We start from the raw sequence: 11,670 nt of genomic DNA, 5'->3' as shown, positions 1-11,670 counted from the left end.
TTCTGAAGCTGCATGTGGCAGCATCTCCTTCCCCCGCTAGCGGGGGAAGGCCGGGATGGGGGACAGCCAGCACATTCCCCCCCAACACAAAATTCCTGATGACAACCCGGCACGCTCTGTGCAGGATGGTTTTTTTCTTTTTCAGGGAATCACCATGAGTGCAAAAGCGGCAACGTTAGAGGGCCGGATTCGTCAGCACTGGGATCAACTCTCCAGCCACGAGCAGCGACTTGCCGATGTGCTACTCGCCGCACCAGGCCAGTTAGCCATGAACACCGCCACCGAACTGGCACACAGCGCGGGCGTGTCCAAAGCCACCACCACGCGCTTCTTCCGCCATCTCGGCTATGAAAGTTATGAAGCCGCACGTCGCCAGGCGCGTGACATGCAAAGCAGCGGTTCACCGCTCTATCTGCAACCGGCACCTAGCGCGTCGCCGCTGGCGAGCATCATGCAGCAGCATCTGGAAAGAGAGATCGCCAACCTGGTCAACAGCTATCGCACGCTGGACAGCGAACAGCTGCAGCAGGCGGTCAGCGCCATCAGCCAGGCGCGACGCGTGGTGGTAATGGGCTGGCGCCACAGCCAAACCATCGCGCATCTGATCTATCGAGACCTGATCCATATTCACTCCGATGTGCGTCTGCTGCCGCGTCCCGGCGATTCGCTGGCGGAACATGTAGCGGCGTTGACCGCCGAGGATGTGGTGATCTGCGTCGGTCTGCGTCGTCGCATGCCCGCGCTGGAGGCGGCGATGAACGCGCTGGCCGAGCGCAATGTGCCGATGTTGTATATTGCCGACGTGCTTTCCGGCAAACCGGCGCGCCATGCGCAGTGGGTAATCCGCTGTCACACCGACAGCAGCCTGATTTTCGACAGCACCGCCGCGCTCTCTGGCGTGTGTAATCTGCTCTGTTCACTGGTGGCCCGGCAAATGGGTAAAGCCAGCAACGATCATCTCGCGCAAATCGAAGCGCTACACCAATCCCTCGACGAACTGGAATAATGCGCCTTGCTGGCGCATTGTGCGCCAGAAAAATCACCAAAACGGTGCAATTCTGTCCAGTGCCCACCCATCCAATTATCCCCGTCTTACCGTGTGTGAAATAACAGAAACTAAAAATAAAAATTAAGAAACAAATGTTTCCATTTGATTTTATTCGATAAAATATGGTTTTTATCAGGTCTCCCTGCATGGTAGTGAAAAAGCTGGCACAAAATATGCTCAGTAGAAAATGACATTTCACCAACACCAGGGAAACACCATAATGAAAAAAACAGCACTGCTGATTGCCGCACTTCTCTTCGTCGGCACCATGGCGCAGGCACAAGCCGATACGCTGGCCGACATCAAAAGCAGCGGCAAAATTACCGTCGGTATCGATCCAACCTTTCCTCCCTACGAATACACCGATGACAAAGGTGAGATCACCGGTTACAGCGTGGCGATCATGCAATCCTTTGCCAACGATCTCGGTGTGAAACTGGAGTTTCAGAAAACCGCCTTCAGCGGCATTCTGCCGGGGCTGATTTCGGGCTCTTTCAATGCCGAAGGTTCATCCCTCAACGTCACGGCGGAACGCGCGAAAAAAGTGCTGTTTACCGTGCCGTACAGCAAAACCGTCAACGGCGTGCTGGTGCGTGAAGCCGAAGCGAAAACCTTCAGCGGCAAAACCCTGAGTCCGGAAAGCTTGTCGGGTCTGCGCGGTGCGGTGAAAACCGCCAGCGTGCCAGAGCAGCTGTTGAAGGGCTTCAACGAACAGTTGAAGAAGGAGGGTAAAAAACCGATCACCATCATCAATGTCGATTCACTCGATCAAACCGTCAGCACCTTGATGACCAAACGCGCCGACTTCGTTTATGACGACATCTCGGTACTGGCGCCGGTAGCAAAAAAATATGCCGGCAAAGTGGCGCAGGTGGGCGAAGTCGGCCCGTCGCAGTGGATGGGTTGGGCGACACGTAAAGAAGATGGCAGCCTGAACAAAGCCATTAGCGACCATATACTGGCGATGCAGAAAGACGGCGAACTGACCAAACTGCAGCAGCAATATCTCGGCACCACCTTTACCGTGCCCGCCAGCGACTTCATTCCGCAGGAGTAATTATGTGCCAGTCCAACCTGACGGTGCCTGCCGGCTTTGGCAAAACCTTCCGCGTGCGCAAGGGCCAGTTTATTACCGTGATTGACAGCGAAGGGCAGCAGGCGGCCGATTTTGTCGCGGTGAATGCCGATGACCTGAACGAGAAGCTGTCGCCGGTGCACACGCGTCAGCAGCTGCGCTCGCTGTTCTTTAAGCCGGGTGACGCGTTGTGGTCGAGTGAAAACCGCCCGATGCTGCGCATTCTTGCCGACAGTATCGGCATCCACGACGCCAATGTGCCGGCCTGCGATCGCACCCGTTTCAGCATTGATTTCGGTGTCGAAGGGCATCGCAACTGCGTCGATAACCTGCTGGAGGGGATGAAGGCGTTTGGCGTCACCTACTTCTCGCTGCCGGAACCGTTCAACCTATTTCAGAACGGCCCGGTCACCGCCGATGGCCGCATGGAAGTGACCGATCCCAACAGCAAAGCGGGCGATAGCATCACCTTTGAAGCGCTGTGCGATCTGATCTGCGCGGTCTCATCCTGCCCGCAGGACATTATTCCCGGCAACGGCCTGCAGGTGACGCCAATCGACATCGTGGTCAGCGACCATTTTCACGCTCAGGAGATGAATCATGCTGTTAATGCGTGAAAGTTATCAGGAAACCGCCGTGCGCACGCTGGCTGAACCGGTGCAGGTTGCAGCGGGCAGCATCGGTTCGATTCGCGTGCTGCGTGGCCAGTTACTGCGCATCACCGCTCAGGGCGACGGCGCGGTGGCTTCGCTGTTTGGCTTTAGCCTGGCCGATCCCGCCGTGTGGCTGTCGGTGCATCACACGCGGGTGTTTAGCAACAGCTACCTGCTCGGTTCCGGCATGCGTCTGGTGAACAACCGTCGTCGTCCGATGATGGTGCTGGGCAAAGACAGCGTGAAGCGTCACGACCTGCTGTTGCCGGCCTCCACCACGGCGTTTCTCGCTGAGCGCGGTTATCCGGACGAAGGTTGCCTCGATGCGCTGCGCGGCGAGCTGGCGCGTCTGGGCATGGTGGTGCCGAAGCTGCCGGATCCCATCAATCTGTTTATGCACGTCAAGCTGACGCGAGAAGGCGAGATTCTGCCGGAAACCAACCTGACCCAAGCTGGCGACAGCATTACCTGTCGCGTGGTGATGGACACGCAGTTCATCGTCTCCGCCTGTAACACCGGCATTGAGGGCAATGATCGTCCCGCGCCGCTGCTGCTGTCGGTGGCGGAAAATCTGCACGACTTTAACGCGGAGTAACGCATGGGGCTGGATCAACAGGTAGTGGCCGCGCTGCCGGAACTCGGACACGGCCTGCTGATGACGCTGGTGCTCACCGTGCTGGCGTCATTAGTCAGCGTGGTGATGGGGCAGCTCGGCTGCTTCCTGCAGCTGCGTCGTGCCTGGATCTGGCGCGCCATCGGGCGTTTCTATGTCAGCGTGATGCGCGGAACGCCAGCGATTGTGCAGCTGTTTGTGGTGTTTTTCACCTTGCCGCGGCTGGGATTGGGCGGTCAGCCGATGCTGGCGGCGGTGATTGCCATTGGCCTCAACAGCGGCGCGTACGTGGCGGAAATCCTGCGCGTGAATCGCAGCCTGGTGACGCGCGGACAGCTGGAAGCGTCGCGCACGCTGGGTCTGAGCCGCCTGCTGACGTGGTGGTACGTCATCAATCCCCAAGTGATGCGCGCCAGTCTGCCGATGCTGGTGAATGAATTCACCATTCTGCTGAAAACCACGCCGCTGGCGTCGGTGGTGGCGCTCACCGAACTGACCTACGCCGGACAGATCGTCATCGCCCGCACCTACGAAGCCACGCAGGTGCTGCTGCTGGTGGCGGCCGGTTATCTGCTGATCGCCATGCCGTTAATTGCGGCGGCGCGTCGTTTAGAAGCGAAGCGGAGGTTGGCGTAATGGATTGGCAGGCAATTATCACCTCTCTGCCGTCGCTCGGTGACGGCCTGCTCGCCACCTTGCAGCTTTGTCTGGTGGCGGCGCTCTGCTCGCTACTGTGGGGCGCGCTATTGGCCGTGCTGCTGATGCGGGCATCGCGGTTCTGGCTGCGTTTGCTCAATCTTTACAGCGGGTTAACCCTCGCGCTGCCGCTGCTGGTGGTGATCTATCTGCTCTATTTTGTGCTGCCGGAATATGACATCACGCTGTCGTCGCCGGTGGTGGGCGTGCTGGCATTGACGCTCTACTACGCGCCTTACATTGCGCAGGTGATCCGCTCGGCTATTAATGCGCTGCCGCAAGGGCAGTGGGAAGCGTGCCGCGTATTGGGCCTGAGCCGCAGCGAACAACTGCGAGACGTGGTGCTGCCGCAAACCCTGCCGCAGATGCTGTCGCCGCTGGTCGGGCTGATGATCGGTTTGATTAAAGACTCCGCGCTGCTGTCGATTGTCTCGGTGCAGGAGTTTATGTACGCCGCCAAACAGGCGATTTCGGATACCTACGCGCCGCTGGAGATCTATCTCACGGTGGCGCTCTGTTACTGGCTGCTCAACAGCGTCATCGACTGGCTGGCGCGCGGCCTTGAATCTCGCATGACGCGCTATCGTCGTGCCATGCAGCATTAATCAGGAGAACAACATGTCGGCTGAATTTCAGCATCGCGAAGCGGTGACCATCCCGGCACGCTACGGTAAAGCGGTGCGCCTGAAGAGAGGTGAAGCGGTGCAGGTGATTAACCTGCACGGCACGCAGGTGGTGGATTGCTGGGCGTACAACGCTGAGGATGTGAGTGAATATATGTGTATGGAGGCGACGCGCGTGTGGAATCAGCGTCTCAATCCCAAAGTGGGCGACAGCTTTATCACCAGCCAGCGCCATCCGATTTTGACGCTGGTGGCGGATACCTCGCCAGGCGTGCACGACACCTTTATGGCGGCCTGCGATGCGCGTCGTTATGAGCTGCTCGGCTGCACCGAACCGCATCGCAACTGCCATGACAATCTGTTTGAAGGCATGCGTGAGCTGGGCGTGACGCTGCCGCATGGCAATCTGGCCTCGTTTAATATCTTTATGAATATTCAGGTGCAGCCGGATGGCATCACGCTGAAGACGCTGCCGGTGGTGACGAAGCCGGGCGACTATATTGTGCTGCGCGCCGAGATGGACTGTTTTGTGGCGTTTTCCGCCTGTCCGCAGGATATCGTCAGCATTCAGGGGCAGGGCGACAACACCCCGCGCGATGCCGAACTGCGTATTCTGACCAGCGGTTTCCCGCAGGTGCAGTTGCAGGGGGCGTGGGTTCCGGCTTGACTGTGCACGCTGTCCCCCATCCCGGCCTTCCCCCATGAATGGGGGAAGGAGACGCTGCCACATGCGGCTTCAGAACTCACATTTTGCAGCATCTTCCTCCCCCATTTATGGGGGAGGACCGAGGAGGGGGATAGCCAGCACCGACCGAGGAGGGGGACAGCCAGCACCGACAGCCAGCACCGACCGAGGAGGGGGACAGCCAGCACCGACCGGGATGGGGGACAGCAGGCACAATCCTAAGACTTCACCACCCCATCCAGCCACGCCTGAAACCGTGCGTACGGCACATACAGCGCCACATTCTTAAACAGCGTTTTGCCGCTTTTATTGTCATCAATCTGGCTGCTGTAACCGACAATCACCCCCGCCAGCGTATCATCGCTGGCGTTATACACCGCGCCGCCGGACATGCCTTTCACCACGCCGGCATTGGCCGCCACCACCACACAGCTGGCTTTGTTCCAGTCATTCGCCAGCGTGGTATTGATCAGATTCTTGCCGCTTGACGCTACCGGCATCGCGGAAATAAAGCTGTAGCCATACAGATTCACGTCGTCGCCGATATGGCTATTGCGGAACGGCGGCGGCAAATTGGCTTCGCTGTTTTTATGGTACACCACAGCAATATCGCATTCGGGATGCCAGGCTTTCACCCGATAGAGTGAATACTTCGCCACGTGGGCCGCCGTCAGGCTGTATTCGGGCGTGAGAGGAATGGTGGTGCCAAGCGCACCAATGCCCAGCACCGTTGGAATGCCGGTGACGGTCATATCGACGCGTTTTGCTGCTTCTTTGCTGTATTCGTAATGCCCAACAGAGCAGCCGCTTAGGCAGCCAACCGTTAGCGCGATGAGCCATCGCATACGCTTTCCCCTCGATTTTTGACACCCCATAACCGGGCAATCCATTGAGGTATCGGCAGTGCACGTCCATCCTTTACTGTTTGATTTTGCGTCAAAAGCTGACTCACTGTGATAACGATCACATCCTTTTCAAGCGTAGCGCGGAAACCTCCATCTGTCTCAATGGTTAGTCAGTGACATTTTCGCGCGCAGGGATTATTGCTACGGGCGCAAAATAGTCTTGCGGCGCGCAGGGTGGTTGGCATGGAAGGGCTATGCTTTAATAACAATGTGACGCAGTTCAAATTTTAATAAGCGTCTGTTGTCACCGTACTGCGTTCGCAGTGCGGCCCGCCTGCAAAAAATTATTGGGAGAGTGTGTTATGCCTGTTGCATTACTGGCGCTGGCGCTGAGTGCGTTCGCCATCGGCACCACGGAATTCGTCATTATGGGATTGCTGCCCGAGGTGGCGGGCGATCTGCAAGTGACCATTCCTTCTGCGGGATGGCTGATCAGCGGCTATGCGCTGGGCGTCGCTATTGGCGCGCCGATCATGGCGTTGCTGACCGCCAAACTGCCGCGTAAACGTACTCTGATTCTGCTGATGATCATCTTCATCATCGGTAACGTGCTCTGTGCATTGGCCTACACCTACAACCTGCTGATGCTGGCGCGTGTGGTGACGGCGCTGTGTCACGGTGCGTTCTTCGGCATCGGTGCAGTGGTGGCGGCGAGCCTGGTCGCACCAGGTAAACAAGCTTCTGCCGTGGCGCTGATGTTCACCGGTTTGACGCTGGCCAACGTGCTCGGCGTGCCGCTCGGCACCTGGTTTGGTCAGATGTTTGGCTGGCGCGCCACCTTCTGGGGCGTGGCGATCATCGGCATCTTCGCCTTTATCGCGCTGATGGTGAGCCTGCCGACCAACAAAGAAGAGAAGCCGGTGCATCTGGCGAGTGAAATCAGCGCGCTGGCCAACGGCAAACTGTGGCTGTCGCTGCTGATGACGGTGTTCTTTGCGGCGGCGATGTTTGCGCTGTTTAGCTACATTGCCCCGTTGCTGCTGCAGGTGACCGGTATCTCGGATCGGGGTGTTAGCTGGACGCTGTTCCTGATTGGCGCGGGGCTGACCGTCGGTAACATCCTCGGCGGCAAGCTGGCCGACTGGAAAGTGTCGTTCAGCCTGATCCTCAGCTTTGTGCTGATTGCGGTGTTCTCGCTGCTGTTCAGCTGGACCAGCCATGCGCTGTGGCTGGCGGAAATCACGCTGTTCCTGTGGGCGATGGCGACCTTCGCCACCGTGCCGGGCTTGCAGATTAACGTGGTGCGCCATGGCAAAGATGCGCCGAATCTGGTCTCTACGCTGAATATCTCCGCCTTCAACGTCGGCAATGCGCTCGGCGCGTGGGTCGGTGGCGCGGTGATCGAGAAAGGTTATGGCCTGACGTCGGTGCCGGTTGCCGCTGCTGCGCTCGCCGCGGTCGGACTGGTGATCTGCCTGATCACCTTCCGCAAAGCGGGCGGGCAGGGCGAAGCGGTCAACGCTTAAGCCAGCCGCTCGGCAATACGTTGTGGAAATGCGGCCACGTGCCGTTGCAGGTGGTCGCAGAAGTGATCGACCAGCGCCGAAGCCGGTCGATGCTGCGGCCGCACCAGGCTAACGGTGAAGGGCACAGCAATACTGAAGCGACGCATCACCACACCGCTGTCGGCGTAATCCAGCGCCGTCAGCGGATTCACAATTGAAATCCCCACGCCCGCGCGCACCATCGCGCACACTGAAGCCGCACTGTGCGTCTCCAGCACCAGACGACGCTCCACATTCTGCTCATGAAACAGCGAATCCAGCAGCTGGCGATAGCTATCGCTGCGCGACAGGCTGACGTAGTTTTCACCGTGGAAATCCTGCGGCGTCAGCACCTCGCGCTGACTTAGCGGATGCTGTGGCGGCAGCACGCACACTTCATCACAGGTCAGCAGCGGTAAGCGTTCGGTGCCCGCCGGTGCGTGTTGGGTTTCGGTCAGGCCGAGATCATAACGCTGTGCCGACAGCCACTCTTCCAGCAGCGGCGACTCCTGCGGAATGATATTCAGGCTGACCTGTGGATAGCGCTGAAGAAAAGGTTGTAGCAGCGGCGGCAACAGCGACTGCGAAAACACCGGCAGGCAGGCAATCGACAATTCGCCCTGACGAAACTGACGCAATCCTTCGGCGGCATCCATGATGCGATCCAGTCCGTACCACGAGCGCTGCACCTCTTCGTACAGTCGCAAGCCTTGCACCGTCGGCTGCAGGCGGCCGCGCACCCGTTCGAACAGCTGCAGGCCGAGCTGCTGCTCAAGGCGCGCCAGTTCGCGGCTCACCGTGGGCTGCGAGGTATGCAGCAGCGTCGCCGCCTGCGTCAGGTTGCCGCTGGTCATCACCGCGTGAAAAATTTCGATATGTCGCCAGTTAATTTTTGCCATTGTCTCCTCCAGATAACCCATATCATATTTGTATAGACGTCGCTAAAACAGATATTTTTCTGAATTGATGCGCTGTGGCTAAATAGCCTCAATGACACAGGAGAATTGACATGCCACGCCCACTCAATAACACCGAAACCGCGTTAACTGCCGCCAACTTACTGCCGCTGGCGCAGCGTTATGCCGGCCCATTCTGGGCTTATGATGCGGCGATTATTCAGCAGCGCATTGCGCAGCTCGGCGCCTTCGACGTGGTGCGTTTTGCGCAAAAAGCCTGCTCCAACATCCACATTTTGCGTCTGATGCGTGCGGCGGGTGTCAAAGTCGATTCGGTGTCGCTGGGTGAAATCGAGCGTGCTATTGCCGCCGGTTATCAGCCGGGCGGCGAAGATATCGTCTTCACCGCCGATGTGTTTGATCAGCCAACCCTGACGCGTATCGCCGAGCTGAAAGTGCCGGTCAATGCCGGTTCGGTGGATATGCTGCATCAACTGGGCGAGCTGTCACCGGGCCACGCGGTGTGGCTGCGCATCAATCCGGGTTTTGGTCACGGTCACAGCCAGAAAACCAACACCGGCGGTGAGAACAGTAAACACGGCATCTGGCACAGCGATCTGCCGCTGGCGCTGGCGGCGATTCAGCAGCATGGCCTGCGTCTGGTCGGCCTGCATATGCACATCGGTTCCGGCGTGGATTATGGCCATCTGCAGCAGGTGTGTGACGCGATGGTCGATCAGGTGGTGGCATTTGGGCAGGATTTGGAAGCGATTTCTGCCGGTGGCGGTTTGTCGATTCCGTATCGTTTTGACGAAGAAGCCATTGATACCCAGCACTATTACGGCTTGTGGAACGACGCGCGCGAGCGTATCGCTGCGCACCTCGGTCACCCGGTGAAACTGGAGATCGAGCCAGGTCGCTTCCTGGTTGCTGAATCGGGCGTGCTGGTGTCACAGGTTCGCGCGGTAAAAGAGATGGGCAGCCGTCACTTTGTGCTGGTCGATGCCGGTTTCAGCGATTTGATGCGTCCGTCGATGTACGGCAGCTATCACCACATTTCTCTGCTGCCGGTCGATGGCCGCGCGCTGGGCGACGCCACCGTGGAGAGCGTAGTGGCCGGTCCGCTGTGTGAATCGGGCGACGTGTTCACGCAGTTGGAAGGTGGCAAAGTAGAAACCCGTGCGCTGCCTGTGGCGCAGGTCGGCGATTATCTGGTGTTCCACGATACCGGCGCATACGGCGCGTCGATGTCGTCGAACTACAACAGCCGTCCACTGATTCCGGAAGTGCTGTTCGAGAATGGCGCGGCGCGTGAAATTCGTCGTGCGCAGACCATTCAGGAACTGCTGGCGCTGGAGCTGATTTGATGAAGATCGTCGCGCTTAGCGAGGTGCCGCATCACGCCACGCAGATCACCGACTGGCTATGGCAGGCGTTTGGTGACGGTACGTCGCGTGAGTTTTACCACAGCATTGTGCGCAGCAGCCTCAACGGCGCCGACTTTCCGGTGACCTTTGTGGCGCTCGACGGCGACATACCGCTCGGCACGGTGGGATTCTGGCGCTGCGATTTGATTAGCCGTCAGGATCTCACGCCGTGGGTGGCGGCGCTGTTTGTTGAGGAGTCCGCGCGCGGCAAGGGATTGAGCAAAGCGCTGCAGCAGCATGTGATCGATTTCGCGCAGCGGCGCGGTCATGACAAGCTGTGGTTATGGTCTACCTTTGGCGGCTATTACGAACGTTTTGGCTGGCAGTATCAGTGCGACGCGCTGGAGTTCCCGGATGTGCGGGTGAAGGTGTATTCGCGGGATTTGTGATGGGTGCGCGTTGTCCCTCATCCCAGCCTTCTCCCGCAAGCGGGAGAAGGAGCCGCCCGAGCAAGCTGTAAATCCGAGGTCCACTCCACCTAATCATTCCCTCTCCCGCTTGCGGGAGAGGGTTAGGGTGAGGGAAAGCGCGCACCAGGATTTAACCCGGCCCACTCACCGAATGCCGTCTTACCAGCGTGGGGCTAAACATATTGGTCACTTCCGGCATCTCGCTGCCATTGGCTAACGCCAGCGCCAGTTGCGCCGCCTGTTGCGCCATCGTGACAATCGGATAACGCACCGTCGTCAAACGCGGACGCACATAGCGCGACACCAGCACATCATCGAAGCCAATCAGCGACATCTCTTCCGGCACGCGAATGCCGTTATCACTCAGCACCGCCAGCGCACCGGCGGCCATCGAATCGTTGTAACAGGCCACCGCCGTGAACTGCTTGCCGCGTCCCATCAATTCGGTCATCGCCTGCTCGCCGCCCACTTCGTCTGGTTCGCCCCACGCCACCAAACGGTCGTTACACGGCAAACCGTGCTCTTTCAGCGCGTCGTAATAGCCTTGCAGACGATCTTCGGCATCGGAAATGGTGTGCGTGGAGCAGATAAAGGCGATTTGCGTATGGCCTTGCTGAATCAGATGACGCGTTGCCAGCCAGGCGCCGTAGCGGTCATCCAGCGCGATGCAGCGATGTTCAAAGCCTTTCAGCAGGCGATTCAGCAGCACCATGCCCGGCACCTGCTTCATCAGCATCTCTAAATCGTCGTCGGGGATTTTCTTAGCGTGTACCACTAAGGCGGCGCAGCGATGGCGCATCAGTTGCTCAATCGCCTGACGCTCTTTTTGCTCATTGTGGTAACCGTTACCAATCAGCAAAAAGTTGCCGGTCTGGCCCGCAACTTCATCCACCGCTTTGACCATCGCGCCAAAAAACGGATCAGAAACATCGCCCACCACTAAACCCAGGGTTTCGGTGGATTGCTGCGCCAGGGCGCGTGCGTTGGCGTTCGGGTGATACTGCAACTGCTCCATTGCCGCCGTAACGGCGAGGCGAGAACTCTCGCTGGCTTTGGGCGAATTATTGATGACGCGGGAGACGGTCGCAACCGACACCCCAGCCATACGGGCAACATCCTTAATGGTAGCCATGCGATTATCGACATCCGGGAAAA

Annotated in this window: 13 protein-coding genes; 10 read left to right on the top strand and 3 right to left on the bottom strand. The window is 58.6% G+C overall.

Translation table 11 applies throughout. The features are described 5' to 3' along the window. Positions 1 to 154 precede the first annotated feature (154 nt). From DEU53_RS18320 to DEU53_RS18290, 7 genes are all read left to right on the top strand, one after another. Entirely contained in the window at positions 155 to 1,006 is an 852-nt protein-coding gene (locus DEU53_RS18320) for a MurR/RpiR family transcriptional regulator (protein ID WP_101762021.1), read from the top strand. A 262-nt stretch (positions 1,007 to 1,268) separates the two neighbouring features. Then, positions 1,269 to 2,105 (top strand): transporter substrate-binding domain-containing protein, encoded by an 837-nt coding sequence (locus tag DEU53_RS18315; protein WP_110867984.1) that lies wholly within the window; start codon positions 1,269 to 1,271, stop codon positions 2,103 to 2,105. 2 nt (positions 2,106 to 2,107) lie between these two features. Further along, positions 2,108 to 2,740, top strand: coding sequence for a DUF1989 domain-containing protein (locus DEU53_RS18310; RefSeq protein ID WP_101762022.1), 633 nt, complete (start codon positions 2,108 to 2,110; stop codon positions 2,738 to 2,740). Beyond that, a complete protein-coding gene (locus DEU53_RS18305; RefSeq protein ID WP_101761968.1) occupies positions 2,724 to 3,371 on the top strand; it encodes an urea carboxylase-associated family protein in 648 nt (215 codons plus the stop codon). Before DEU53_RS18310 ends, DEU53_RS18305 begins: the two co-directional genes overlap by 17 nt. A 3-nt stretch (positions 3,372 to 3,374) precedes the next feature. After that, positions 3,375 to 4,025: an amino acid ABC transporter permease gene (locus tag DEU53_RS18300; protein ID WP_008108217.1), complete on the top strand. Its 651-nt coding sequence runs from the start codon at positions 3,375 to 3,377 to the stop codon at positions 4,023 to 4,025. Further along, positions 4,025 to 4,690 (top strand): amino acid ABC transporter permease, encoded by a 666-nt coding sequence (locus tag DEU53_RS18295; RefSeq protein ID WP_110867983.1) that lies wholly within the window; start codon positions 4,025 to 4,027, stop codon positions 4,688 to 4,690. The genes DEU53_RS18300 and DEU53_RS18295 overlap by 1 nt, the downstream gene beginning before the upstream one ends. A gap of 13 nt (positions 4,691 to 4,703) precedes the next feature. Continuing rightward, entirely contained in the window at positions 4,704 to 5,375 is a 672-nt protein-coding gene (locus DEU53_RS18290) for a DUF1989 domain-containing protein (RefSeq protein ID WP_110867982.1), read from the top strand. 236 nt (positions 5,376 to 5,611) lie between these two features. Here DEU53_RS18290 and DEU53_RS18280 read toward each other — a convergent pair whose 3' ends face one another. After that, positions 5,612 to 6,238, bottom strand: a complete 627-nt coding sequence (locus tag DEU53_RS18280) for a hypothetical protein (protein ID WP_101761972.1) — start codon at positions 6,236 to 6,238, stop codon at positions 5,612 to 5,614. A 362-nt stretch (positions 6,239 to 6,600) separates the two neighbouring features. Between DEU53_RS18280 and DEU53_RS18275 the strand changes: the two genes are divergently transcribed. Then, positions 6,601 to 7,764 carry an MFS transporter gene (locus DEU53_RS18275; RefSeq protein WP_101761973.1) on the top strand — a complete coding sequence of 388 codons (1,164 nt, stop codon included), beginning with the start codon at positions 6,601 to 6,603 and terminating at the stop codon, positions 7,762 to 7,764. Here DEU53_RS18275 and DEU53_RS18270 read toward each other — a convergent pair. Beyond that, a complete protein-coding gene (locus DEU53_RS18270; protein ID WP_110867981.1) occupies positions 7,761 to 8,681 on the bottom strand; it encodes a LysR family transcriptional regulator in 921 nt (306 codons plus the stop codon). The genes DEU53_RS18275 and DEU53_RS18270 overlap by 4 nt on opposite strands. A gap of 110 nt (positions 8,682 to 8,791) precedes the next feature. On the opposite strand from DEU53_RS18270, the gene lysA reads away from it, so the two are divergent. Continuing rightward, a complete protein-coding gene (gene lysA / locus DEU53_RS18265; RefSeq protein WP_110867980.1) occupies positions 8,792 to 10,045 on the top strand; it encodes a diaminopimelate decarboxylase in 1,254 nt (417 codons plus the stop codon). Further along, positions 10,045 to 10,494: a GNAT family N-acetyltransferase gene (locus DEU53_RS18260; protein WP_110867979.1), complete on the top strand. Its 450-nt coding sequence runs from the start codon at positions 10,045 to 10,047 to the stop codon at positions 10,492 to 10,494. The genes lysA and DEU53_RS18260 overlap by 1 nt, the downstream gene beginning before the upstream one ends. A 151-nt stretch (positions 10,495 to 10,645) precedes the next feature. Here DEU53_RS18260 and galR read toward each other — a convergent pair whose 3' ends face one another. Further along, entirely contained in the window at positions 10,646 to 11,647 is a 1,002-nt protein-coding gene (galR, locus tag DEU53_RS18255) for an HTH-type transcriptional regulator GalR (RefSeq protein WP_036649453.1), read from the bottom strand. Positions 11,648 to 11,670 lie beyond the last annotated feature (23 nt).

It is taken from the genome of Pantoea sp. AG1095 (assembly GCF_003208415.1).
Lineage (GTDB): Bacteria > Pseudomonadota > Gammaproteobacteria > Enterobacterales > Enterobacteriaceae > Pantoea > Pantoea leporis.
This window is presented reverse-complemented; position numbering and strand designations above follow the sequence as displayed.